At 67.2% G+C, this 24307-nt stretch carries 26 protein-coding genes and 1 rRNA gene; 18 read left to right on the top strand and 9 right to left on the bottom strand.

All coding sequences use genetic code 11. The annotated features are described in order from the left end of the window. Window position 1: 1 nt before the first annotated feature. The 4 genes from BACI349Y_RS14825 to BACI349Y_RS14810 form a co-directional block, all read right to left on the bottom strand. Window positions 2–1297 (bottom strand): hemolysin family protein, encoded by a 1296-nt coding sequence (locus BACI349Y_RS14825; protein WP_159632768.1) that lies wholly within the window; start codon window positions 1295–1297, stop codon window positions 2–4. 40 nt (window positions 1298–1337) lie between these two features. After that, a complete protein-coding gene (locus tag BACI349Y_RS14820) occupies window positions 1338–2090 on the bottom strand; it encodes an ArsR/SmtB family transcription factor (RefSeq protein ID WP_159632767.1) in 753 nt (250 codons plus the stop codon). 43 nt (window positions 2091–2133) lie between these two features. Then, complete coding sequence (locus BACI349Y_RS14815; protein ID WP_236560850.1) at window positions 2134–3369, bottom strand: mechanosensitive ion channel family protein; 1236 nt, start codon at window positions 3367–3369, stop codon at window positions 2134–2136. 103 nt (window positions 3370–3472) lie between these two features. Then, window positions 3473–3880 (bottom strand): DUF1304 family protein, encoded by a 408-nt coding sequence (locus tag BACI349Y_RS14810; protein ID WP_159632766.1) that lies wholly within the window; start codon window positions 3878–3880, stop codon window positions 3473–3475. A 118-nt stretch (window positions 3881–3998) separates the two neighbouring features. Here BACI349Y_RS14810 and BACI349Y_RS14805 point away from each other — a divergent pair, with 118 nt between their 5' ends. Then, complete coding sequence (locus BACI349Y_RS14805; RefSeq protein ID WP_159632765.1) at window positions 3999–4334, top strand: cupin domain-containing protein; 336 nt, start codon at window positions 3999–4001, stop codon at window positions 4332–4334. Between the two features lie 99 nt (window positions 4335–4433). On the opposite strand, the gene BACI349Y_RS14800 is transcribed toward BACI349Y_RS14805, so the two are convergent. Both BACI349Y_RS14800 and BACI349Y_RS14795 read right to left on the bottom strand, forming a co-directional pair. Then, on the bottom strand, window positions 4434–5510 hold the full coding sequence (locus BACI349Y_RS14800; protein WP_159632764.1) for a glycerophosphodiester phosphodiesterase family protein: 1077 nt from the start codon (window positions 5508–5510) through the stop codon (window positions 4434–4436). 196 nt (window positions 5511–5706) lie between these two features. Further along, window positions 5707–6948 carry an MFS transporter gene (locus BACI349Y_RS14795; protein WP_159632763.1) on the bottom strand — a complete coding sequence of 414 codons (1242 nt, stop codon included), beginning with the start codon at window positions 6946–6948 and terminating at the stop codon, window positions 5707–5709. Between the two features lie 272 nt (window positions 6949–7220). Here BACI349Y_RS14795 and BACI349Y_RS14790 point away from each other — a divergent pair, with 272 nt between their 5' ends. The 6 genes from BACI349Y_RS14790 to BACI349Y_RS14765 all read left to right on the top strand — a co-directional run bounded on the left by BACI349Y_RS14790 (window position 7221) and on the right by BACI349Y_RS14765 (window position 10542). Then, window positions 7221–8138, top strand: a complete 918-nt coding sequence (locus BACI349Y_RS14790) for a 2-hydroxyacid dehydrogenase (RefSeq protein WP_159632762.1) — start codon at window positions 7221–7223, stop codon at window positions 8136–8138. 31 nt (window positions 8139–8169) lie between these two features. Further along, entirely contained in the window at window positions 8170–8637 is a 468-nt protein-coding gene (locus tag BACI349Y_RS14785; protein WP_159632761.1) for an SRPBCC family protein, read from the top strand. A gap of 8 nt (window positions 8638–8645) precedes the next feature. After that, on the top strand, window positions 8646–8990 hold the full coding sequence (locus BACI349Y_RS14780) for an iron chaperone (RefSeq protein ID WP_159632760.1): 345 nt from the start codon (window positions 8646–8648) through the stop codon (window positions 8988–8990). 115 nt (window positions 8991–9105) lie between these two features. Beyond that, entirely contained in the window at window positions 9106–9429 is a 324-nt protein-coding gene (locus BACI349Y_RS14775; protein WP_159632759.1) for a hypothetical protein, read from the top strand. Window positions 9430–9666: 237 nt separating this feature from the next. Continuing rightward, the gene (locus tag BACI349Y_RS14770) at window positions 9667–10053 is read left to right on the top strand and encodes a VOC family protein (protein ID WP_159632758.1); all 387 of its coding nucleotides are present in this window, start codon (window positions 9667–9669) and stop codon (window positions 10051–10053) included. A gap of 132 nt (window positions 10054–10185) precedes the next feature. Next, the gene (locus tag BACI349Y_RS14765) at window positions 10186–10542 is read left to right on the top strand and encodes a cupin domain-containing protein (protein WP_201302454.1); all 357 of its coding nucleotides are present in this window, start codon (window positions 10186–10188) and stop codon (window positions 10540–10542) included. Between the two features lie 24 nt (window positions 10543–10566). Here the strand turns inward: BACI349Y_RS14765 and BACI349Y_RS14760 are convergent, their stop codons facing one another. Together BACI349Y_RS14760 and BACI349Y_RS14755 are read right to left on the bottom strand one after the other, a co-directional pair. Then, window positions 10567–11823, bottom strand: coding sequence for an MFS transporter (locus BACI349Y_RS14760; protein ID WP_159632757.1), 1257 nt, complete (start codon window positions 11821–11823; stop codon window positions 10567–10569). Further along, complete coding sequence (locus BACI349Y_RS14755; RefSeq protein ID WP_159632756.1) at window positions 11820–12281, bottom strand: MarR family winged helix-turn-helix transcriptional regulator; 462 nt, start codon at window positions 12279–12281, stop codon at window positions 11820–11822. The genes BACI349Y_RS14760 and BACI349Y_RS14755 overlap by 4 nt, the downstream gene beginning before the upstream one ends. A 132-nt stretch (window positions 12282–12413) precedes the next feature. On the opposite strand from BACI349Y_RS14755, the gene BACI349Y_RS14750 reads away from it, so the two are divergent. Together BACI349Y_RS14750 and BACI349Y_RS14745 are read left to right on the top strand one after the other, a co-directional pair. Beyond that, window positions 12414–12920 (top strand): DUF3592 domain-containing protein, encoded by a 507-nt coding sequence (locus BACI349Y_RS14750; protein WP_159632755.1) that lies wholly within the window; start codon window positions 12414–12416, stop codon window positions 12918–12920. A gap of 74 nt (window positions 12921–12994) precedes the next feature. After that, a complete protein-coding gene (locus BACI349Y_RS14745; protein ID WP_159632754.1) occupies window positions 12995–13597 on the top strand; it encodes an SOUL family heme-binding protein in 603 nt (200 codons plus the stop codon). 76 nt (window positions 13598–13673) lie between these two features. On the opposite strand, the gene BACI349Y_RS14740 is transcribed toward BACI349Y_RS14745, so the two are convergent. Further along, window positions 13674–14066: a VOC family protein gene (locus BACI349Y_RS14740; RefSeq protein ID WP_159632753.1), complete on the bottom strand. Its 393-nt coding sequence runs from the start codon at window positions 14064–14066 to the stop codon at window positions 13674–13676. 391 nt (window positions 14067–14457) lie between these two features. Between BACI349Y_RS14740 and BACI349Y_RS14735 the strand changes: the two genes are divergently transcribed. From BACI349Y_RS14735 to BACI349Y_RS14695, 9 genes are all read left to right on the top strand, one after another. Next, window positions 14458–15750: a GmrSD restriction endonuclease domain-containing protein gene (locus tag BACI349Y_RS14735; protein WP_236560849.1), complete on the top strand. Its 1293-nt coding sequence runs from the start codon at window positions 14458–14460 to the stop codon at window positions 15748–15750. A gap of 67 nt (window positions 15751–15817) precedes the next feature. Continuing rightward, a complete protein-coding gene (locus BACI349Y_RS14730; RefSeq protein ID WP_159632751.1) occupies window positions 15818–16513 on the top strand; it encodes a PASTA domain-containing protein in 696 nt (231 codons plus the stop codon). Window positions 16514–17031: 518 nt separating this feature from the next. After that, window positions 17032–17146 (top strand): 5S ribosomal RNA (rrf, locus tag BACI349Y_RS14725). Between the two features lie 356 nt (window positions 17147–17502). Then, the gene (locus tag BACI349Y_RS14720) at window positions 17503–18261 is read left to right on the top strand and encodes a LamB/YcsF family protein (protein ID WP_159632750.1); all 759 of its coding nucleotides are present in this window, start codon (window positions 17503–17505) and stop codon (window positions 18259–18261) included. 2 nt (window positions 18262–18263) lie between these two features. Then, on the top strand, window positions 18264–19940 hold the full coding sequence (locus BACI349Y_RS14715) for a 5-oxoprolinase/urea amidolyase family protein (RefSeq protein WP_159632749.1): 1677 nt from the start codon (window positions 18264–18266) through the stop codon (window positions 19938–19940). Continuing rightward, window positions 19933–21681 carry an acetyl/propionyl/methylcrotonyl-CoA carboxylase subunit alpha gene (locus BACI349Y_RS14710; RefSeq protein ID WP_159632748.1) on the top strand — a complete coding sequence of 583 codons (1749 nt, stop codon included), beginning with the start codon at window positions 19933–19935 and terminating at the stop codon, window positions 21679–21681. The genes BACI349Y_RS14715 and BACI349Y_RS14710 overlap by 8 nt, the downstream gene beginning before the upstream one ends. A 49-nt stretch (window positions 21682–21730) precedes the next feature. After that, a complete protein-coding gene (locus BACI349Y_RS14705; RefSeq protein ID WP_159632747.1) occupies window positions 21731–22408 on the top strand; it encodes a GntR family transcriptional regulator in 678 nt (225 codons plus the stop codon). Window positions 22409–22617: 209 nt separating this feature from the next. After that, a complete protein-coding gene (locus BACI349Y_RS14700) occupies window positions 22618–23331 on the top strand; it encodes a DUF969 domain-containing protein (RefSeq protein ID WP_159632746.1) in 714 nt (237 codons plus the stop codon). Further along, window positions 23328–24299, top strand: a complete 972-nt coding sequence (locus tag BACI349Y_RS14695) for a DUF979 domain-containing protein (protein ID WP_159632745.1) — start codon at window positions 23328–23330, stop codon at window positions 24297–24299. Before BACI349Y_RS14700 ends, BACI349Y_RS14695 begins: the two co-directional genes overlap by 4 nt. Window positions 24300–24307: the final 8 nt, after the last annotated feature.

Genomic DNA, 24307 nt, shown 5'->3' with positions numbered 1-24307 from the left:
GTCAGCCGCCCGGCCCGGTCACGGGTGTGACCCGGATGCGGGCGATCCGGAGCCTGTCCATGCTGAGGACCGCCAGCACGTAACCCGGGATCTGCACCCGGTCGCCTGCGCGGGGCAGGCGCCCCAGCCGGTCCATCATGAACCCGGCCACGGTCTCGTAGTGGCCTTCCGGGAGGGCGATCCCGGTGGCTGCCTTGAACTCCTGCAGGATCAGGCCGCCGTCCACGTCGATGAAGCCGTTGGCCACGTTGACCCGGTCCTCATGCTCGGCGCCCGTGTCGTACTCGTCATAGATCTCGCCCACCAGTTCCTCCACCAAGTCTTCGAGCGTCACCACCCCGTCAGTGCCGCCGTACTCGTCCACCACCAGGGCGATGTGCTGGTTGGTCTTACGCATCCTGGACAGCGACGGCAGTACCCGGTTGGTCCCGGGCAGCGGAAGGATCTCCCGGGCAAGAGTCCGCACCGGGGACTGCTCCTGGACTTCGTCCCGGGGCATCAGGTCCCGGATGTGCACGAAGCCCAGGACATCGTCCGGGCTCCTCCCGATCACCGGGAACCGCGAATACGGGCCGTCCCTGACCATCCTGCGGGCGTCGGCAACGCTCATGGCACCGTCGATGAAGGTCACCTCCGTACGGGGGCGCATCACCTCCTGCAGTGTCCGGTCCCCGGCGCCGAACACGTCGGCCACGATGTTCCGGCTGCTCTCTTCGAGCAGTTCGCTGTCCGCCACCATGTCCCAGAGCTCCTCGGAACTGATGCCCTCCCGCTTGGCCCGGGGGTCGCCGCCAAGGAGCCTGACCACGGCGTCGGTGGACACGGACAGGAGCCAGATGACGGGACGCATGACCCGGGCGAGTCCGACCAGCGGCGGGGCGAGTACTTTGGTGAAAGCGACGGGACGCTGCAGCGCCAGCCGCTTGGGGGCGAGCTCACCCAGGACCAGGGACAGGTAGGCCACCAGCAGGGTCATGCCGATGAAGGACACCGGCCCGGCCGCCGCGCCCAGCCCCAGGGCTTCGAGGAGGGGGACGACGGCGGGGGCGATCGCGGAGGCGCCATAGGCCGCCGAGAAGAACCCGGACAGGGTCACTCCGATCTGGACGGTGGAGAGGAACCGGTTGGGGTTGCGTGCCAGGGCGGCGGTCCGGGCGCCGGTGCCACCTGACTTCTCGATCCCGCGCACCTGGCTTTCGCGCAGGGACACCAGGGCCATCTCCGCCGCCGCGAACACCCCGCCCAGCAGTACGAAACCGAGTACCAACCCAATATTGACCAGGGCGCCACTGTCCATGACATGACCTTACCGATCCGCGGACCGGTTGGCGCGGCCCCTACGTGTACATCAGGGACCCGGGCGTGGTGAGCTTTTCACCGGTTTCCAGCCACGTCTTCAGGCCCGAGAGGATCATCGGCCAGCCGCCGTAGAGCTGTTCGTTGGCGCCCTCGCGGAGGTCGCTGTGGGTGACCGTGAGGTGGCAGGAATCGCCTACCGGTTCGATCTCCCAGATGACCTTGGACGTGCCCTCGGCCTTGACGTCCTCGCCCCACAGCGCGCGCATGGTCTGGACCAGGCGGCGCGGCGGGTCTACTTCGAGGTTTTCGCCTTCGCCCAGGATTTGCCCGGCCTTGGGATTGCCCATTTCGAAGCGGCCGCCGGGCGTCCAGTCAGACTGCAGCGTATTGCCGAACTGGTACTTGCTGCGGATGTCGCTGTCCGTGATGGCTTCCCAGAGCTTCTCCGGTGTGGTCTTGATGTAAATTTCGAAGATCTTTTCCATGGGACTTTCCAATCTGGATTTGAGGTCGCTGAGGGCAGCGGCCCATGGTTCTGCGTATTTGCTGACCCAGCGGTCGTGGACCAGGCGGATGGGGACCGGGTTCAGGAAGTGCAGCTTTTCCCGCCCGCGACGGCGGGCCACCACCAGGCCTGCGTCCTCCAGGATGCGGAGGTGCTTGGCGATGCCGAACCGGCTCATGCTGAACCGTGCCTCAAGCGCACTCAGGGTCTGGCCGTCCTCGCGGAACAGCTCGTCGAGCAGGTCCCGGCGGGTGGGGTCGGAGAGTGCTTTGAACACGTCGTCCATGCCCTCAATGATAGGTGACCATATGGTCACCTATCAAGGGTTTTTAGTTATGGGATGCCAGGTTCCGGTCGCGCTCTTCGAACACCTCGTCGCCGGGACCGGTGAAGGCCCGCGAGCGTTCCACGGCCTCGATGGAACCGGTGAACAGCTGCGATTCGTGCGGGTCCGCCGGGGCATGCGCACCCGCCGCCCCCGACGCACCCAGCCCGCGCAGGGGTGCCTTGCGCCGGGCGGCCGTGCCGCCGTCGTCCGCTGCCTGCTCCCATCGCTGGTGCGGCAGCGCCTGCGGGTGGTTCTGCTGGAGGAACGTGACCATGGTTTCGCGGACCAGGCAGCGCAGGTCGAACAGCGCGGCACTGTCCGCGGCGCTGACCAGGATGCGGACGCGGACAAAGCCTCCGGTGGCATCGGTGATCTGCAGGACGCCCACGCGCTCATCCCACAGTTCGGTGCCGGCCAGGACCCGGCGCAGTTCGGTCCGCATGTCCTCCACGGGGGCGCGCCAGTCGAGGTCGAACTCCACGGTGCCCATGACCTCGGATTGGCGGCGGGTCCAGTTCTCGAACGGGGTGGTGGTGAAGTAGGTGGAGGGCAGGATCAGTCGGCGGTCGTCCCAGAGATGGACCACCACATAGGTGAGGGTGATCTCCTCGATCCGGCCCCACTCCTTCTGGACCACCACCACATCGTCCACGCGGATGGCGTCGGTGAACGCGAGCTGCATGCCGGCGAAGACATTCACCAGGGACGTCTGCGCGGCGAGGCCAGCCACGATCGAGATCACGCCCGCGGACGCCAGCAGCCCGGCCCCCAGCGCCTGGATCGCGGGGAACGTCAGCATGGCAGTGCCGACGGCGAGCACCACCACCAGCGCCACGGCGATCCGCCGGGCCAGGATCATTTGGGTGCGCAGCCGCCGGGCACGCCGGTTGTCCGCCACGTCCACGCTGTGCCGGTTCAGCACCACGGCTTCCACGATCAGCAGGACGGCGATGGCAAGCCACGCGAACGCGCCGATCATGGCGATCAGCAGGAGATGGTCGACGCCGGCATGCCAGCTTTCGCCTGCAGCCGTCAGCCCCAGCGCGGCGCGGACGCCCACCAGGCACAGTGCCAGCCGCAGCGGCTGGCGGGCCACCCGGGAGGTGGCCTGCAGCTCGGGCCGCTTGCGGTTGAGCTTCAGGACGATCTTGCGGAGCAGCCAGGACAGGGTGAGTCCGGCCACCACCGCCAGGGCCATGGCGATGAAGGGCAGGGCGGGATTCAGGAAGTCAGGCATCCTTTAACGTCTATCAAGCCTTTGCCGGGCTCCGAAATCGGGTACCCCCGGCGCGGGCCGCTTTAAGGCTGCAGCGGCCGCTGTGGACCGTGCCCCGGAGAAGCTACGGACCGAAGGGCAGCAGGAGCAGGGCCACCAGGGCAGGGACCGTTGCCGCGAGGGTCCCCGGCACGCTGTCCCACTTCCGGGGATAGTGCCCCTGGAGGTCTGCGAGCAGCATGGTGGGAGCAGTGAGGACCATGTTGGCGCAGCAGTAGACCACCAGCGTGTAGCCCACCACGAGGTGGCCGGAGTTGGCGGCGACTACGCCCGCGATCACCCCCAGCGCAACCAGCAGGTTCCGGTACCCGGTGGGGATGGCCCACATCATCACGGCGGGGACGTTCTCCGGCGGCGTGCTCAGGAATTTCTGCGCCCACCTGCTGCGGCGGAGGAGGAAGCTCTCCACCGGAAAGACGAAGATATAGATGGCCGCGGCCATCACCGCGAAGATCTGCGACACGGTGTTCATGCTCGAAGGGTAGGCCCGGCCTCACCGGTGCTCCATCCCCTCCCAAGGGGATTTCCAGCCTGCGCCGACTGGAAGAAACCGGCCCCCAGGGGCCGTGAACGCGGGTAGCCTTGGGCGCATGCAGAAGATATCGATCGACGCGCTGGCCCGGCAGCAGCTCGAGGCGGCGGTTACCTCCAGCACTGGGCGCGCTGCGGACACTGTGTACGGCGGCCACGAAAAGATCCTCCGGCAGACGGTCATGGCCATGAAGGCCGGAACCCAGTTGAGTGAACACCAGAACCCCGGCGACGCCACGGTCTTCGTGATCCAGGGCTGCGTTAGCCTCGAGGCCGGCGGCGAGTCATGGCAGGGCAAGGCCGGCGACCTGTTGATCGTCCCGCCGGGCCTGCACAGCCTGCACGCCGAGGAGGACTCAACGTTCCTGTTTACCGTGGCCAAATACCGGGATTGAGCCCTGTGGCCTGGACGGACGACGGCGGCTGCCGGGCTTCCCCCAGCGGAAGTCCGGCAGCCGCCGTCGTGCCTTGATGTATGGCCCTGATCCTCGGAACTATGCCTGCGGGGCGTAGGCCTTGGGCAGCTTCAGGCCGCGCTCATCCATGAGGGTGCGCAGGCGGGTGGGGTAGTCGGTGATGATGCCGTCCACGCCCTGGTCCATCAGCCGCTCCATGTCCGCGGGCTTGTTGACGGTCCAGGGGATGACGGCGAGGCCCAGCTGGTGCGCGTCAGCGATCATCTGCGGGGTGACGGAGCTGAACGTGGGGGAGATGACGTTGTACCCCTGGGCGGCTGCGGCCTTGGCAAGGGAGCCGCCGTAGGTGTCGATGTCGATGCCGCCCAGCTCGGGCGCGGCACCGGGCTGGCCCACCTGCATCCACTTATCCCCGCTGGAAAGCGCAACGAGCGTCAGTTCCGGTGCCAGTTTTTTGGTGAGGTTCAGCGAGGACCAGTCGAAGGACTGGATGGTGGTGCGGTCCGCAGCGCCGGACGCCTGCACTTCTGCCACCACGGCCTTGGTCAGCGCCACCATGCCGTCGCCGCCGGCCTTGCCGTCCTCCACCTTGGTCTCCACGTTGAAGCGGACCTTTTTGGCGTTGTACTGCTCCGCCAGCTGGTAGACGTCCTTGAGCTCGGCGATGCGGTTCCCTTCGATCACGTCCTGCTCCGGGAAGCCGGGCAGCTGGGTGAAGCCGCAGTTGAGGGTCTTGACCTGGGCCAGGGACAGTTCCGCCACCCTGCGGCCGACGTACGGGAACTCCGGGTCGCCGGCGGTGGCCGCGGCGGTGTCGATGCACTTGTTGGCCTGGATGGTGTCGTCATGCCAGACGATGATCTTCCCGTCCTCCGTGAGGTGGGTGTCCAGTTCCAAGGTGCTGACGCCGAGCTTCAGGGAGTTGCCGAACGCCGCCAGCGACTCCTCGGTCCACTCGCCGCGCCCGCCCCGGTGCGCCTGGAGGTCGAAGGAGCCGTTGCGCTCGTTCGTTGTGATGGCTGAGCTGGCGGTGCCGGCAGCGTTCGACGACGGCGTGCCGCCCTCGGAGGTTTCGGCGGCGAAGGCGGCGCCGGGGGAGGCGATGGCTGCGGCGAGCAGGGCGGCGGTGGCCGCAGCGGTCAGGACTGTGCGCATGGGGATGGTTCCTCCTGGTGACGGGTTCCGGCGGTGCCGGGTGACCCGCCAACGTTAGGGCGGCCAGGTTGCGCCAGGGATGCACCCAGTTGGAGGGGAGATTAACGCCAGGTTCTGCCTTGCCCCCGCATCGATTGCTCCGTAAACGTCGTTTTGGCGGCTCAAAACGACGTTTACGGAGCAATCGATGCAGGGATCAGGCGGGGTCCTTGACCTTGTCGGTGACCGGCCGGGGTTCCAACCAGATGCGCTCGCGCGGGCCCGGCGGGTAGGCGTACCGCTTGCCGGCGAGGGTGATCACGAATGCGGCGACCACCGGGATTGCCGCTGCGGCCGGAACCAGCAGCGGGCCGCCGACCACCAGGGCCGCCGAGCCGTAGAGAGCGCCGATGGTGATGCCCAGTTGGATGGTCAGGACCGTGAGCCCGTTGGCGGCTTCGCTGTACTCCCCGCCGGCCCGGAGGATCGCGGACTGGTTGTAGATGCCGATGGCGCCCAGGCCCGCCCCCCAGATGGTCATCAGCACCAGGGCCACGGGCAGGTTACCCACGGCGAGCGGCAGGAGGAACATCGATGCGGCGATGGCCGCCGTCGTGATCATCAGCGAACGGCGGGGACGCGAATCCACGGTGAGCCCCGCAATCCAAATGCCCAGCAGGCCGGACCCGCCCAGCACCGTGAGCGAGAGGCTCGTGGCGTAGTCAGGCAGGTTCGCCTCGCGGATGAAGGGTGCAATGTAGGTGAACAGGGCGAAGTGCGCCAGGACCAGCAGCGGCCAGGCGACCGCCACCGACTTCACGCCTGGCTGGCCGATCGCCTTGCGCAGGGACGGGCGGGCCGCGTCGGAAATGCGCTGGACGCGGGGAAGCAGCCAAAACGCGAGGACCGTCAGCACCACGCCGAACCCGGCGAGGACCAGGAACGCGGCACGCCAGCCCAGGAATCCGCCCAGGGCGGTGCCCACCGGCGCGCCAATGGCCAAGCCCAGGCTGTTGCCGCTGAACACGATCGCCAGCGCCTTGCCCACTTTGTCAGCCGGAACCACGCGGGAAACGAACGGCGCCATGGTGGTCCAGAGCAACCCGTGCGCCAGCCCGCCCACCAGCCGCGCGATCATCGCCGACGTGAAGTCCGGTGCCAGTCCCACCAGTGCGTTGCTGAGCGCGAAGGTCAGGACCAGCCCCACCAGCAGGGCATGCCGCGGGATCTTCCCCAGCAGCCGTGCCGCCGGAACCACCGTGACAACAATGACGGCGGCGTAGGCAGCGGCAAGATAACCGGCCACCGGCTCGGAGACGCCAAGGCCGGTGCTGATCTGCGGCAGCAGCCCGGAGGGGAGGAGTTCGGTGGTGATGGCCGTGAACGCAATGGTGGCCAGGACCACCATTGCGGCGTAGGGAAAACGGGCAGGGGACGGCGCGGAAATCGCGGAAGACATGGGGGAGCGTCCATTCAAAGGGTGGGGTTGGAAAGCGGCTCGCTGGCCGGACAATTCCTCCCTTAAATTTACAGGATTGAAGGGCCTGTCATGGACGTGACAGGGTCCGGCGGAGGCGTGTTGCGTAGCGAAAAAGAATCGGCGAGGGCGGTGCCGGAGGTAGGTTGGTTGTGGAACTTTAACGCCCGCTGCAGCTGCGCCGGGCCCGGAACCCTGGAGACCCCCATGAGTACTTGCTGCCCTGCCCAATGGCACATTCTGATGGTCGCCGCGTGACGGCCCCGCTGCGCGTCTGCCTGCCCGCCCAGAACCTGCTGGACGCGCTCACCCCCATTGACGGCGTCGAATTTGTCCTGTGGGACCTGGACGGACCCGCGCCGGAGGGCCGGCTGGACCTGCTGGTGCCCGGCTACATGGGCAAGCCGTCGGCGCTCGCCGCATTGGAGGGCGTTGACGTGGGCCTGGTGCAGAGCCAGTCCATCGGGTACGACGGCGTCGCCGCGGTTCTGCCCGACGGCGTCACCTTCGCGAACGCGGCCGGAGTCCATGAGACGTCGACGGCGGAGCTCGCCGTGGGCATGATGGTGGCCTCCCAACGGGGCATCCCGGACTTTGTCCGGAACCAGGACACCGGAACGTGGGACAACAGCCCGCGGCCCAGCCTGGCCGACCGGCGCGTGCTGCTGGTGGGTTACGGGGGAGTGGGCAAGGCCATCGAGGCCCGGCTCCTGCCGTTTGAAACCGACGTCACCAGGATGGCCAGCCGCGCCCGTGAGGACGAGCGCGGGACCATCTACGGAATCGACTCGCTCTACGAGCAACTGCCGCTGCACGAGATTGTGGTGGTCAGTGTTCCGCTGGCTGAGCAGACCCAGCAGCTGGTGGACGCCAAGTTCCTCGCGGCCATGCCGGACGGCGCCCTCTTGGTCAATGTGGCCCGCGGCCCCGTGGCGGACACCGACGCCCTGCTCGCCGAGACATCCAGCGGCCGGCTCCGGGCCGCCCTGGACGTGACCGACCCGGAACCCCTCCCGGCGGACCACCCGCTGTGGACCACACCGGGCGTGCTCGTCACCCCGCACGTCGGCGGCGCCAGTTCGGCCATGTTCCCCCGGATGGTCCGGCTGCTCAGGAAGCAGATCGGCCTCCTGCTCGAGGGCAAGGACCCCGTGAACGTCGTCCTCCCTTAACGCCAGCGGCTCCCGCCCCTATGCTGGGGCCATGTCCACTTTTGAAGTCCGCCGCAGCGCCGTCATTCCCGCTTCCGCAGAAGAGATCTTCCCGCTGGTGAACAACTTCCATGAGTGGACCGCCTGGTCCCCATGGGAAACGATCGATCCGGGCATGAGCCGCCGCTACTTCGGCAACGAAGCCGGCCCCGGCGCGGGGTACGAGTGGAGCGGCAACCGCAGGGCCGGCAGCGGCACCATGGAACTCACAGAATCCATACCCGCCAGCCTGATCCGGATCCGGCTGCAGTTCACCAGGCCGTTCAAGGCACTGAACCCCACCACGTTCAGCTTCACCCCGGTGGACACCGGTACCGAGGTGACCTGGCGGATGACGGGCGAGAACAAGGGCCTGGGCAGGGTGTTCGCACTGTTCATGGACATGGACAAGATGGTGGGCGCCGACTTCGAGCGAGGCCTCGCCGCACTGGCCTCCACGGTTGCGGCCAGGAAGAGCTGAGGTTCCCGTTGGGCGCCGTGGACGAGGCGCTGGCTGCGCTGGATGAACCCGACCGGAGTTGCCTGCAGCATGTGGTGGAGACGGTACGCTCTCTGGCTCCCGAGGCCACGGAAGGGATGAGCTACGGCATGCCCGCCCTGAAACTCGACGGCAAACCGCTGCTGGCAGCCGTCGCGGCGGCAAGACACCTTTCGATCTTTCCCTTTTCCGGCGCGGTGGTGGAAGCGGTGGCCGGACGCCTGGAAGGGTACTCGCTGTCCAAGGGGACCATCCGCTTCACCGCGGACCATCCCGTGCCCGACGACGTGCTGGAAGACATTGTTCGGCTGCGGATGGCCGAGATCCGGAAGTAAAGAAGCAGACGACGCCGGCCGGCACGGCAGGGGCCCCTGCCTCCCGGTGCATCAGGACGCTCCTCAGGACTTATGGTCCTACCTGCAGCCACGCCTGGCCATCTAACGTGAGGCCATGGCTGACACTCTTGCGTCCCTTGCGGAATCCTTCAAGAACATGGGCGTGACGCGCGCCTACGGCACCCCCGTCAACCTGGGCGGGGAGGAGATCGTGCCCGTGGCGCTGGTGTCCTTCGGTTTCGGTGGTGGCACCGAAGCGGAGGATGGCGCCTCCGGCGGGGGCGGCGGCGGGTTCGTTGTGCCCCTGGGAATTTACCGGACGGTTAATGGGCGTCCGGCCTTCCGCCCCAACACCATCGCCGCGCTGGTATGCCTGGTGCCCCTCGTATCCGTAGCCGGCGCTGCCCTGCGTAAAGCAATCTGGGTGGCACGTAAGTAGCAGGGGGAGGCCGTTTCCGGGCCGTTTAAATCCCCTATTCCGTCGTGGGATTTTCGGTCCCATAATGGCCTCGTAGACTTCGGGAACCTCCCGCTGCTGTTCTGCGCCGCGGCGGACCCAGGGGTTCCAGGCGGCCGCCCCGGCAATCGGCGGGAAGGACGGCCACGACGCCCGGCGGGGGACGGCCGGACCATTTCAGGGGGAGAGCAACGCCATTAGAGCACAAGGAGATTCGTCATGCTCAAAGATATGGAAGTCATGGCTGTGCTGCCGGCCAAGGACATCGACCGGGCGCGGGATTTTTATCGGGACAAGCTGGGGTTTGAGCCCGAGCGGACAATGGCGGACGGCGGCCTTGTCTACCGGTGCGGAAAGGGAACCTCGTTCCTGATCTACCAGACGGACAACGCCGGTTCGGCCAAGAACACGCAAATTGGCTGGGCCACGGACGACGTTCAGCGGGACGTGGACGAACTGCGGGCCCGCGGCGTCGTTTTCGAGGATTACGACATGCCAGGGCTGAAGACCGAGAACGGCATCGCAACGATGGAGGGGTACGGCCAGGCAGCGTGGTTCCTGGACAGCGAGGGCAACATCCTGAACATCTCCTCCATTCCGTCCTGACGGCCAAGGCTTGCAGCAGGAGGTCCAGCAATAAAACGGTCGACGCCGGCACTTGCCGCCCAAAGCACCCGCACCCGGGCGCGTGGCAGCGGCAGGCCGGCGCCGCCGTCGTCAGCGGTACGGAAGGAAGGGATGGCATTGGGTGCGGAAGAGGCGGTGCCGGAGACGAAGGGCGTCTCCATGGAGCTTCTGGCAACGGTGGACCTTGCCGGGGAGATCGAGGGCATGGAAGGGCGCCAACTCCGCATGCGGATGGTGACCATCGAACCTGGCGGAGTTTTCGGGCCCCTCCATGACCAGGTGGGCCGGCCCGGGACGGTTTATGTCCTGCAGGGGACCATCACGGAGCACCGGGACGGCCGGGTCACCGAGTACGGGCCGGGGGTGGGCTGGCAGGAGGACCGCCACACCACCCATTGGCTCGAGAACAAGGGAACGGTGCCGGTCGTCGAAATCTCGGTGGACATCGTGGCCGCCCCGCAACAGTGAAGCCCCGCCACCGCAGCAGTGGGCTCAGACTGCGGGCTCGCGCCTGCCGAGGGCCATCCGGAGTGCGCCGCGAAGGGTGAGCCGGTTGCGCCTGGTGACCGCGATGACGGCGGCGATGCCAGCGAGCAGCACCACGATGCCGCCTACCGCGACGGACCAGCGGGCGCCGAACTCGCTGCCGATCCAACCCACCAGCGGCGAACCGATGGCGGTGCCGCCCTGGAGGATGGCCAGGTAGAGGGCCAGTACGCGGCCCCGGAACTGTGGCTCCACGGAGAGCTGGATGCTGGTGTTGCAGCTGTTAAGGAAAGTGATGGACGCCAGGCCCACGGGAATCAGGATGGCCGCGTACACCCAAAAGTTCGGCGCGATGCTGCCCAGTATGGTGAAGACCCCCAGTCCCAGTGCCCCGCCCAGCAGAAACCGCAGCCGCGGTCCGGAACGGCGCGCCGCCAGGAGGGCGCCGGCCAGCGTGCCCACCGCCATGATGGAGCCGAGGAGCCCGAATTCGCTGGGGCCCATGCTGAATTCCGTGGTGGCCATCAGTGAGTTGATCACCGGGAAGTTCATGCCGAACGCGCCGAGGATGCCCACCAGGACCATGATCAGCATCAGGTCCGGACGGCGCCGCACGTAACGGATGCCCTCGGCCACCTGGTGTTTGTTCCGGTCTCCCTTGGCAACGGGGGCAGGCTGCGTGGTGCGGATCCGGAACAGCGAGACCAGGACGGCGGCGAAGCTCGCGGCGTTCAGGAGGAACACCGGGCCGGTACCCACCCAGGCGATGAGCACGCCGGCGATCGCAGGACCGGTGAGCCGGGCGGTGTTGAAGGACGCCGAGTTAAGCGCCACTGCGTTGGAGATGTTGTCCTGGCCCACCAGTTCGGAAACAAAGGCCTGGCGTGCGGGTGCATCCACGGCGCTGGCCACGCCCAGGCAGAAGGCGGCAACGTAGGCGTGCCACAGCTGGGCGTTGCCGGTGACCACCAGGAGGCCGATGGCGAGGGCCGTGAAGCCCATGGCCAGCTGCGTCCACATGAGGATGATGCGCTTGCGGTAGCGGTCCGCCAGTACCCCGCCGTAGGGCCCGAACAGCAGCATAGGCAGGAACTGCAGGCCCGTGGTGAGGCCGACGGCGGCACCTGAGTGGTCGGTGAGGACGGTCAGGACCAGCCAGTCCTGGGCCACGCGCTGCATCCAGGTGCCGATGTTGGAGACGATCGCGCCGCTGGCCCAGATGCGGTAGTTGGGGTTCTCCAGGGCCCGGAACATCGCGCTCATTTGCCGCTCATTTCCTGCATGATGCGGGCCGCGCGGCTGAGGGTGAGCCGGTCTTCCTCGCTGAGTCCGGCCACGCGCTGGGCCAGCCACGCGGTGCGCTGGCTTCGGGCCTCTGCCAGGACTTTCCTGCCGGCACCGGTGATCTCCACGCGGACCTGCCGGCCATCGTCGGGATTGGCTGACCGGGTAACGAAGCCCTGGTCGGCGAGGGCATTGACGATCCTGGTCATGGACGGTGCCTGGACGTGTTCACTTTCGGCCAGCGCGCGCAGGGTGCTGGGACCGCTGCCGTTGAGCAGTGCCAGTACCGTGTACTGGCCGGGGGTGATGATTTCGCCTGTTGCCTCAACGCGGAGCCGGCGCGAGGTGCGCATCACGGCGGTGCGGAGATCGATGGCGAGGGTATCCGGGGCGGTGGGGTCTGCGGTTGCCTGGTTCTGCGTCTGGGTGGGGGACATGTAGGTGGATGCGCCTCCTGCGGTGTTTATTAGCAATGCTAATTAGTTCTGCTAACTATTATGCTCCGGCTGGTTGCCGGAGGCAATGGATGCGGATGTGGTTTTGGTGACAGCTCCGGCACAATGGGAGCCGTGACTGGGCGCAGAACTGACGGAAACCGTAAGCCGTGGCTGTCGTGGAAGGGGAAACTGAACCTGGCCGTGACCGTCCTGGTCCTTTGCTTGGGGCCGGTGATGATCGGCGTGGGCAGCTTCATGATCAACTCTGATCAAGAGCTTGCACGGACCGGGGCGCAGGCCACCGGAACGATCGTCCACTTCGACGACGTCACCAAGGCTTCGGAGCGCAGGATCAGGGTCGACTACACGGCCGCGGATGGGGTGCCCCGCAAGACGTTCGCGGCCGTGGACCACGACCAGCATCCCGTGGTGGGCAACACCGTCACCGTCACCTATGCCGAAAATAATCCGGGCCGGGCGATTGTGCCCGGCTACGAGAGCGACGGGGTGTGGCTGCGCGGTGCCGGCGTGGTCCTGACGGTCATCTTCGGTCTCATCGGGCTCCTGTTCGCCGTCCTGGTCGGCAGCGCTGTCCTGCGGGCTAAATTCCGGGCGCGCCGAACGCAGCAGGTGGTGTAGCTGGGTCTTGTGGCGGTCCCGTGCCTGTCCCGGGTCTGTCCGCAGCTGCCGGACCGGCGTAGGCTGTGCGCACCATGACTGAACAGCAGCCCTATGAGGTGGTCCGGCGCTATCCGCACTTCGAGCTGCGCCGGTATCCGGACTACGTGGTGGCCGAGGTAACCGTGAACGCGGATTTTGACCGCGCCGGCAACGCAGCCTTCCGGTATCTCTTCAACTACATCAGCGGCAGCAACACTGCCCGGCAGAAACTTGCCATGACCGCCCCGGTGATCCAGGAAGCGGGACCGCAGAAGCTCGCCATGACAACGCCCGTACTCCAAAGCGGTCCGCTGCCCGGCGCCGGGCAGGCCGCCGAATTTTCGGTCGCCTTTGTCCTGCCCGCCGGCGTGACCGCGGACACTGCTCCGGTGCCAGACGATCCCAAGGTCAGGGTGCGGGCGGTGCGCGGTTCTTTGGCCGCAGTGCTGGGCTTCTCCGGCAGCGGTTCGGCATCGGCCTTTGAGCGGCGCAACAACGGACTGCAGGCGGCGCTCACCCTGGCCGGCCTGACTCCCGTGGGCGCGCCCAGGTTCGCCCGCTTTGACCCGCCGTTCAAACCCTGGTTCCTGCGCCACAACGAGGTGGTCCAGGACGTGCTGGAACTCCAGCCCGGGGAGGCGCCGCCGCCGTCGTAACGGCGTGCCGCTGCTGACGCCCGCTCAGCTTTGTGGGTTTGTGGCTGACGCCCGCTCCGCCGTCGGCCCGCTCTTCCTACGACCTGTGTGCGTCCCGGACGTGCTCCTGCGTCTGGCCCTGCATGACCCAGCGGTTGCCGTCAGGATCGCTGAAGTAGGCGAACAGGACGCCCCCAAGGTCCTGGATCTCGCTGATATCTGCACCGCGTCGAACCAGCTCGCTGCGTACTTCGGTGAAATCGGGAACAACCAGTTGGAGGCCCTCCAGGCTGCCCGGCGTCATGGTGGTCATGCCGGTGCCGATCACCACCGAGGTGGCAGAACCCGGGGGAGTCAGTTGGACCACGCGCATGCCCGGGATGTGCTCCACGTCGTGGTCCAGAATGAATCCCAGTTTTTCCGTGTAAAACGCTTTTGATTTGTCGACGTCTGAAACCGGGACCTGTACAACCTCAAGGCGCATCTGCATGCTGCCACTCTATCTTCGGGTTTGTTCCAAGGGAACGGCGGCTGAAAACCCCGTTCATCGTCTTGTCATTCGTAAATTGTTAAGCAGCGACACCGTATTACGACGGCCTTTCCTCAAGTTCGCATCAAGACTGCCTGAATGTTCACTGAGGATCCTGAAATGCCCCCTATGCCCTACTCCATGCGGCATAGGCTCATCGACGATGAGTTTACCGGGCTAAGCAGCAGGCCCGGCAAATGCGGGGGCGCCGTTTTCCGGGCCTCCTGTAAATGGGGAAAGAATGTCCGACTACGAAACCCTTATGGGGTTTGTTCCGTCCGCTCCGGCACCGAAGCCGGCGCGGAAACCACGCTATTCAACGTATATTGTTGGGGCGATTACCGCGCTGTTCATGCTTTTGGCAGCAGTGGACAGCGGGTTGGCGGGGGCCCTGGTTGTCCTGGCCATCTCGCTGGCCCTCACCGGCCTCTACGTCCTCATCACGGGACGCCGCTCCTGGGCATGGCTGCCCGCACAACGGAAAGCCGGGGCCGTCGCGATGGCAGCGTCTTTGGCGCTCTTCGTCGGCGGTGCCGTCGCAATGCCACGGGTTGCCGGCGCTGACCTGCAGGCCGCCTCATCGGAGAGCACCGCCAAGGCCACCCAAGCGACAGCGAGCCCGACGGCGACAGCCAAGGCGTCGCCGTCGTCCACGCCAAGTCCCACTGCCGACGCCACGGGCGAACCACTGGACCCGGAGAACCCATACGCTCTTGCCGCCGGCGTCACAGCAACCGCGCCCAACGCGCAGCCTGCCTACGCCACCAAGGCGCTGGATCTGCTGGCTGACCTCCCCATCAAGGGCCGCGCGCCGAAGACCGGATACGACCGGGCGCAGTTCGGCCAGGCGTGGGCGGATGTGGACCGGAATGGCTGCGATACCCGCAATGACATCCTCAAACGCGACCTCACCGGCATTTCGTACACGAACAGTGTGCCGTGCAAGGTGCAGTCGGGAACGCTGGCCGATCCTTACACGGGTAAGACCATCAGCTTTGTGCGGGGTTCCGCCACCAGCAGCGCCGTCCAGATCGACCACGTGGTGGCCTTGAGCGACGCCTGGCAGAAGGGCGCGCAGCAGCTGACAGTGGAGCAGCGGACGGCCTTTGCCAACGATCCGCTGAACCTGCAGGCCACGGACGGGCCCACGAACCAGCAAAAGGGCGACGGCGATGCGGCCACCTGGTTGCCGCCGAACAAGGGCTTCCGCTGTGAGTACGTTGCCCGGCAGGTTTCGGTGAAGGCGACCTACGGGCTGTGGGTCACCCAGGCGGAGCACGATGCAATTGCCCGGATACTTGGCGACTGCGCCGGGCAGTTGGCGCCAACAAACCAGCAGGCTCCGGCTCCTGTTGCGGCTGCCCCGGCACCTGCTGCGGTTGCGCCCGCACCTGCGCCGGCTCCAGCACCCGCGCCGGCTCCAGCACCCGCGCCGGCACCCGCACCTGCTGCAGTGGCGCCTGCGCCTGTGGTCCCGGCTGCACCAGCGCCCGTGGCCCCGGTTCCTGCCGCGCCGGCACCTGCTGCTGCCTACTACGCCAACTGCGCGGCGGCGAGGGCTGCAGGCGCCGCGCCGCTTTACGCGGGGCAGGCCGGCTACCGCCCTGCGTTGGACCGTGACTCCGACGGCGTCGCCTGCGAGTAGGCCTGTCACGTCCGGTCATTCCGTGCCCCGATTTTTACCACCATCACAAGCATTCCCAGGGGGAAACATGAAAGAAAACACCGTTCCAGCGATGGGCAGGATGAAGGCTTCACTGGCTTTGGTTCTGCTGACCGGCCTCATGCTGACAGGGTGCGGCGGCAAGCAGGCGGCGACGCAGCCGACCGGGACGGCCACCGCTACGGCTGTCTCGCAGACAACCGAGACCGTCGTCGTGCCGGCCGTGGTGAATCTGACGTTGGACAAGGCGAAAGAGCAGTTGGAAAAGCTGGGCTTCACTGTTGAGGCTGTGGATAGTGCGAAGGGCAAATCGATCATTCTCAAGAGCAACTGGCAGGTGATCTCCCAGGATCCTGCCAACGGGGCGCAGGCTGCCAAGGGCTCCACAGTGCACCTCGGCGTCAAGAACCTCGACGACGTGGCGGCGGAGAAGGCCGCCGCTGAGAAGGCAGCAGCTGCGAAGGCGGCTGCTGACAAGGCCGCAGCTGACAAGGCCGCCGCTGAAAAGGCAACAGCTGACAAGGCCGCCGCCGACCAGGCTGCCGCTGCAAAAGCTGCAGCCGATCAGGCGGCCCGGGACGCAGCTGCCAAGGCAGCAGCCGACCAGGCAGCGCAGCAAGCGGCAAAGGCTCCGGCAGTCACTGTGCCCAATGTCGGGGGTGCGATCATCTGCAGTGACGGCTACGTGTGGCCGTCCACGACGAGGCAGGGCGCCTGCAGCAAACACGGCGGTATTGCCAAGTAGCAGGTAGTCACCAGGTAGAGCTGTGGACGCTTCCCGTTTGGGGAGGCGTCCACAGCTCGTTCGGTTAGTGGGTACATCGGCGCTCATGGCCGGTGCGGCACAGTGTGCGGCAGCACACACAGCGCAATTACGGCGCCGGCAGGCTGCTTGGGTGCCCGGAACGCCCGTCCTGCCCCGGAATTCCGCGGATTGTCCACCTCCTTCCGCCCGATTTGCGGTGGGGGTTGTGTGCGGGTATTGTTTTCTAAGTCGCCGCGGGGGAGACAGTGAAGAACTGTTCACCGGGTGGCCAAAACCCCCAATTCAAAGCCAAAATCTGGTTGCTCTTTAGGGCGCTGGAAATCGGTATGGGGCGGTCTTCAATTCGATGGGAATCCTGAAAGATGGATTTGCTTCGGAGGCGGGGATCGGGTAAGTTTGAAAAGTTGCTCCGGAGCGATCCTGAACGTTGGTTTGGGTGGTGCCGGGTGTGTCTGTTGTTTGAGAACTCAATAGTGTGCCAAGTTTGTTGATACCGATTATGTATGTAATTGGTTGGAAACGCCCGGTCCCATTCCGAACCCGGAAGCTAAGACCCACAGCGCCGATGGTACTGCACCCGGGAGGGTGTGGGAGAGTAGGTCACCGCCGGAACAACTATTAATGGTCGAGGCCCCAACCACACGGTTGGGGCCTCCCACATTTAACACACAAAACACCCCATGCCGCAGCGAGCGGAACCCCGTTCCAGGGAAACCCTCGGGCCAGTGCTCCAACGCGCCATCCCATCCTGCCCGGATTCTTCGGACTCGCCATCACTTCCCGCCCACTACCTGACAGCAGGTGATGCTGAAGGGGGAGAAGGGGCAGGATGTGATGCCGCGTTGGGGGAGAAGGGGCAGGACGTGATGCCGCGTCGCGGAGAGGTTCGTAACGAGGATGATGGATTGTTGAACAATCCGGCTTTTTAGGGCATTCTTGAAGGACACCAATCCGAGACGGAGATCACAATGCCCAGCATCGACCTGAACAGCGACGTCGGCGAGTCCTTTGGGAACTGGTCCTTCGGCGATGACGCCGCCATTTTCGAGAGTGTGTCCAGTGCCAACGTAGCCTGCGGCTTCCACGCGGGCGATCCCGTGGGCATCATGGCCACCTGCCAGGCCGCCGTGAAGGCCGGCGTCACCGTCGGCGCACACCCCGGATACCGGGACCTGGCCGGATTCGGCCGCCGCTTCGTGGACATGACCCCGGAAGAGCTGACCGCTGACGTCGTCTACCAGATCGGCGCAGTCCAGGCCGTAGCCCTCGCAGCCGGAACAGCCGTGCGCTACGTCAAGCCCCACGGCGCCCTGTACAACACCATCGTCAACCACCCCCAGCAGGCCGGCGCCGTCGTTGCCGCCATCCTGGCCGTGGACCCCACCCTGCCCCTCATGGTCCTCCCCAACTCCGAGATCCAGCGCCAGGCCGACGCCGCCGGGCTGCGGACCGTAGCCGAAGCCTTCGCCGACCGCGCCTACAACCCCGACGGCACCCTGGTGTCCCGCCGCGAGCCCGGCGCCGTGCTGCACAAGGTGGAGGACGTCGTCGAACATGTCCTGCGCCTGGCCGGGGACGGCGTGGTCCGGGCCATCGACGGCACGCTGGTCCAGGTCAAGGCCGAAAGCATCTGCCTGCACGGTGACACGCCGGGTGCCGTTGCCATGGCCGCCGCCGTCCGCGCCGCGCTGCTGGACGCCGGCATCCAGATCCAAAGTTTCGCCTAGCCATGCCCACCAAACAGCAGCAGGCACAGAAGCCGCCACACGCCGCACTGACCGGTGTCCGGGCCGCCGGAGACTGCGCCATTTTGGTGGAGCTCCCCACCCTGGACTCCGTCCTCAGTCTCCAGGCGCAACTCACCGCACACCCCCAGCCGGGGCAGGTTGACGTCATTGCCGCAGCCCGGACCGTCCTCATCACCACGGACTCGCCCCACGCGGCACGGGCCCTGGCCACTCACGTGCGCAGCATCGACCTGGAAGCCCCGGCCGGCACCGAGAGCACGCTGGTCACCATCGACGTGGTGTACGACGGCGAGGACCTGGACGAGGTCGCGAAGCTCACCGGGCTGGACCGCCAGGGAGTCGTTGCCGCCCACACAGGCCAGCTCTGGACCGCCGCCTTTGCCGGCTTCGCCCCCGGCTTCGCCTACCTCACGGGCGAAGATTCCCGCCTGGAAGTGCCGCGGCGCCACTCACCGAGGACGGCTGTGCCCGCCGGTGCCGTGGCACTGGGCGGCGCGTACTCGGCGGTCTACCCCCGGCAGTCGCCCGGCGGCTGGCAGCTGATCGGCCGGACCGAAGCAGCCATGTGGGACCTGGACCGCGAAAACCCGGCCCTGATCCGGCCCGGCGACACGGTCCGCTTCAACGCGGTGCGGGCGCAGGCCACCGTGGCCGACCACGCTGTGACCGAACAGCGCGGGCCGGACGCGGCCAGCACCGCGGCAACAGACCCCGCCACCGCAGGGCTTGCCGTCCGGAAGCCGGGACTCCAGGCCACCATCCAGGACCTGGGCCGCCCGGGCTACGCCTCCCTCGGCGTCAGCAGCGCCGGCGCCATGGACCGGGCGGCCCTCCGCCGCGCCAACCGCATGGTGGGCAACGCCGAGGACGCGGCCGGCATCGAACTCCTCTTCGGCGGCCTGGAACTCGAGGCCCTCTCGGACCAGGTCCTGGCCGTCACCGGCGCAGAGGTTCCACTTGGGATCACGCCGCCGGAAGACGCGGCAGCAGGTACGACGGCGGCCCGGCACCCCGGGTGCGGCGCCCCCTTCGCGCTGCTGGCGGGCGAGAGGCTGACGGTGGGAAACCCCACGGCAGGGCTCCGCTCCTACCTCGGCGTCCGCGGCGGGATCGGCGGCCCCGACGCGCTGGGGAGCCGGTCCACAGACACCATGTCCGGGATCGGGCCCGAACCGCTCCAGGCTGGAACCATCCTTCCCGTGCTCGCACCGAAGCCGGGCAGCATCGTGGGCCACCCCGAGTCGTCACCCCTTCCGGACCAGTCCGCGCCAACCGTGCTCCGCGTGGTGCCCGGACCCCGGCAGGACTGGTTCAGTGCCCAAACCCTGCAGGACTTCCTGGAACAGGACTGGACCGTCACGCCGCAGTCCAACCGGATCGGACTGCGCCTCAACGGCAACGCCCTCACTCGGAGCCGCGACGGTGAACTGGCCAGCGAAGGAACGGTCCGGGGCGCCATCCAGGTGCCGCCGGAAGGCCAGCCTGTCCTCTTCCTCTCCGACCACCCGGTGACGGGCGGATACCCGGTGATCGCCGTCGTCGTCCACGCGGACCTGGACAAAGCGGCCCAACTTCCCCCGGGCGCCGCCGTGCGGTTCACCGCTGCAGCACCCCCGGCAGAACTGCCCGAAACAGCTAAGGAAAGCCCCCATGCGTAAAGTCCTCATAGCCAACCGCGGCGAGATCGCCGTCCGGATCGCCCATGCCTGCGACGATGCAGGCCTGGAAAGCGTGGCCGTCTACGCCGACCCCGACGCCGACGCACTGCACGTCTCAGCAGCCACTGAGGCATACTCGCTGGCCGGATCCAGGCCCCAGGAAACCTACCTGGACATCGACAAGATCCTGGCCATTGCGGCCAAGAGCGGCGCCGACGCCGTCCACCCCGGCTACGGCTTCCTGTCCGAGAACGCAGGCTTTGCCCGGGCCGTGCTGAACGCCGGCCTGACCTGGATCGGCCCCTCCCCGGACACCATCCGCCTGCTGGGCGACAAGGTCAGCGCCCGCGAGGTGGCCGTCCGGGCCGGCGCCCCGCTGGCACCCGGCAGTGACGGGCCCGTGGACAGCGCCGACGAGGTCCGTGCCTTCGCCGAGCAGGTGGGCCTCCCCGTGGCCATCAAGGCTGCCTTCGGCGGCGGCGGACGCGGCCTCAAAGTCGTCCGGAACCTGGCCGATATCGAGGAAAGCTTCGACTCGGCGGTCCGCGAGTCCCTTGCAGCCTTTGGCCGCAGCGAGTGCTACGTGGAGAAATTCCTGGACCGCCCCCGCCACGTGGAGGCACAGGTCATCGCTGATACCCACGGCAACGTGGTGGTGGTGGGCACCCGAGACTGCTCGCTGCAGCGACGCCACCAGAAACTCGTGGAGGAGGCCCCCGCACCGTTCCTCACCCCCGACCAGCGGGCGGCCATCCACGCCTCGGCCAAGGCCATCTGCCGCGAAGCCGGCTACGTGGGCGCCGGCACGGTGGAGTACCTGCTGGACGGCAGCGGTTTCCTGAGCTTCCTGGAGGTGAACACCCGGCTGCAGGTGGAGCACCCCATCACGGAGGAGACCTCGGGCGTGGACCTGGTGGCAGCCCAGCTGGCCATCGCGGCGGGGGAGGAACTGCCCATCCGGGAGGACCCGGAACCGCGCGGCCACGCGTTCGAGTTCCGGATCAATGCCGAGGATCCGGGCCGCGGCTTCCTGCCGTCCCCGGGCGCCGTCACGGAGTTCGAAGTGCCCACCGGGCCCGGCATCCGCGTGGACGCCGGAGTCCGCGCCGGGTCCGTGGTGCCCGGGCAGTTCGACTCCCTGCTCGCCAAGCTGGTGGTCACCGGCGCGGACCGGCAGCAGGCCCTGCGCCGCGCCCGCCGCGCCCTGCGCGAGTTCCGCATCGGCGGCCTGGCCACCGTGCTGCCGTTCCACCGGGCCGTGGTGGAGGCCCCTGATTTCACCCGCACCGGCGGGCTGGACATCTACACCACCTGGATCGAAAGCGAATTCGCCACGGCTTTGGAGGCGGACCCTGCCTTCAGTCCCGCCGCCCCGGAGGAGCCCCGCCGCACCATCGGCATCGAGGTGGACGGCAAGCGCATGGAACTGGGGCTGCCCAAGGCGCTGCTGGATTCACTGCTCGACGGCGGCGGCCGCCGGGGTGCGGACGCCCCGCAGCAGAAGGCCGAGGAAGAAGCGGAACAGAACGACGGCGACCTGCTGGCCACCATGGCCGGCACCGTGGTCAAGTGGCTGGCCCAGCCCGGAGCCTCGGTCGAGGAAGGGGAAACGGTCCTGGTGCTCGAAGCCATGAAGATGGAGACCGCCGTCGCCGCCCACCGCGCCGGCACGCTGGGCAAGCAGTTCGCAGCGGCGGGGGACCCCGTGGCGCCAGGCCAGGTGCTCACCAGCATCGGGTGAGCGGGGACGCCGGCGCGCCGGCACAGGCCTGGGCCGATATCGTGGTCCCATGACGTTTGACGAGGTGCTGGCCGATCTCCAGGCCCAGGCCAGGACCACAAAGCACGCCGAAACGGGCCTCTGGGTGGCCGCCCAGCTCCGCAGCCGCATCGAGGCCGGCAAGCTGAAGCCCGGCTCCAAGCTCGCGGAGGAAGCCCTCCGCGAGGCCCTTGGCGTGTCCCGCAACACCCTGCGGGAAGCATTTACCGCGCTCCACGCCGAGCACATCGTCACCCGCATTCCCAACCGGGGCGTTTTCGTGGCCCACCCCACGGCGGACGACATCCGCGAAATCTACCGCGTCCGCCGCTTCCTGGAACCTGCGGCGGTGCTGTGGTCCGGCGAGACCTCCATCGAGCCGCTGCCGGCCATCATCAAGGCCGCCAGGGCCGCCGCCGCGGAAGGGGATATCCCCGGCATGGCCGGCGCCAACCAGCACTTCCACCGCGCCCTCGTTAACCGCGCCGGCAGCGAACGGCTCAACAGCCTCATGGACCAGGTCCTGGCCGAAATGCGCCTGGTGTTCCATTCCATGGCCGCCAACCCCGCATTCCACGAGCCGTACGTGGAGGACAACGCCAGGATCGTGGAGCTCATGGAAGCCGGCGACCGGGCCGCGGCAGCGGACTTCCTGTCCACCTACCTGGACCGAGCCGAAGCGCAGCTGCTCGCCGCCGTCGAACGCTGACCCAGGCCCTTACCGGGGAGGGGTTGCAGGATTGTTGAACAAAACGGTATGCTGTGGATCACACCGTTGTTCTGCAGCTCACTACATCCTGCAGCTCTGACGTAACCGGGGCTCCCGCCCCTCGGCGCCGCCCAACCACGCAACCGGGCACGGACGCGCCGGCCCCCACTTTCGCAGACCCGTCACGGGTCCCCTGGGAAGGGATAATCATGCTTGTACTCATCGGGGTGCTGCTGGTGATCGTTGGCTTCGCCATCCGCCTGAACCCCCTGATTGTCGTCACCGTCGCCGGCATCGTCACCGCACTGCTGGGCGGGATGAACCCCGCACAGATCCTCGACTCGTTCGGCACCGGCTTCGCCAGCAGCCGTTCGGTCACCATTTTCGTGGCGGTGCTGCCGGTGGTGGGCATCATCGAGTACTTCGGACTGCAGGAGCAGGCCAAGGTCCTCATCGGCCGCCTGGCCAAGCTGACGGCGGGCCGCGTCCTGATCGGCTACCTGGCCGTCCGCCAGATCACCGCCGCCGTGGGCCTGAACAGCATCGGCGGCCACGCCCAGACCGTCCGCCCGCTGGTGTTCCCCATGGCCGAGGGCGCCGCGCTGCGCCGCTACGGGCACGTTCCGGAAAAGATCAGCGAGAAGATCAAGGGCCACTCCGCCGGCGCTGACAACGTGGGCGTGTTCTTCGGCGAGGACGTCTTCGTGGCCGTGGGCTCCATCCTGCTGATCACCACGTTCGTGGACACCACGTACCACCTCCACCTGGAACCGCTCCAGCTGGCCCTCTGGGCCATCCCCACCGCCATCGCAGCCTTCCTCATCCACGGCTTCCGGCTCCTGCGCCTGGACAAGCAACTGGACAAGGAATACCGCGAATACGAGCTCACCGCCCAGAAGGAAACCGCAGGAGAAGCCAAATGATCAACGTTGAAGCCGTCTACTGGCTGATCGGCATTCTGTTCGTCGCCTGGGCATCGCTGATTGCCGCCGATGCCAACCACCCCCGCCGCTGGGGCAGCTCCGCCTTCTGGGGCCTGCTGGGCCTGTGCTTCTTCTACAGCACCTGGGTCCAGGCCGGCACCGCGCCCGGCTGGATCCTGGGCATCGCGGTCCTGATCCTGGTTGTCCTGGCCTCCACCGGCCTGCTGGGCCACGGCAAGCACCGCACCTCCACCGGCCCGCAGCGCGAGGCCTTCGCGAAGCGCTTCGGCAACAAGCTCTTCATCCCGGCCCTGACGCTGCCCCTGGTCACTGTCATCCTGGTCCTTGCGGCGCCAGTTCTGAACATCGGCGGCGCCCCGCTGCTGGACCCCAAGAACACCACGCTGGTAGCCCTGGCCATCGGCGCCGTGGCCGCCGTCGTCGTCGCCCTCCTGATCCTCAAGCCCAAGAACCCGGCCACACCCATTTTCGAAAGCCGCCGCATCCTCGAATCCATCGGCTGGGCCGCGCTGCTGCCGCAGATGCTCACCACGCTGGGCATCCTCTTCACCAAGGCCGGCGTGGGAACCGCCGTGGGCACCCTGGCCTCCGGGCTGCTGCCCAAGGGCTCGCTGATCGCAGGCGTGCTGGTCTACTGCATCGGCATGTTCCTCTTCACCGTGCTCATGGGCAACGGCTTCGCCGCCTTCCCCATCATGACCGCCGCCATCGGCTGGCCCGTGCTGGTGCAGACCTTCCACGGCGACCCCGCCATCATCTTCGCGATCGGCATGCTCGCCGGCTTCTGCGGCACGCTCTGCACCCCCATGGCCGCCAACTTCAACCTGGTGCCCTCCGCGCTGCTGGAAATGAAGAACAAGTACGGCGTCATCACGGCGCAGGTGGGCACGGCCATCCCGCTGCTGGCGGTCAACATCGCACTGATGTACTTCCTGGCCTTCCACTAAACCCCTTC

This window comes from Arthrobacter sp. 8AJ, assembly GCF_902506025.1.
Taxonomy (GTDB): Bacteria; Actinomycetota; Actinomycetes; order Actinomycetales; family Micrococcaceae; genus Arthrobacter.
This window is presented reverse-complemented; position numbering and strand designations above follow the sequence as displayed.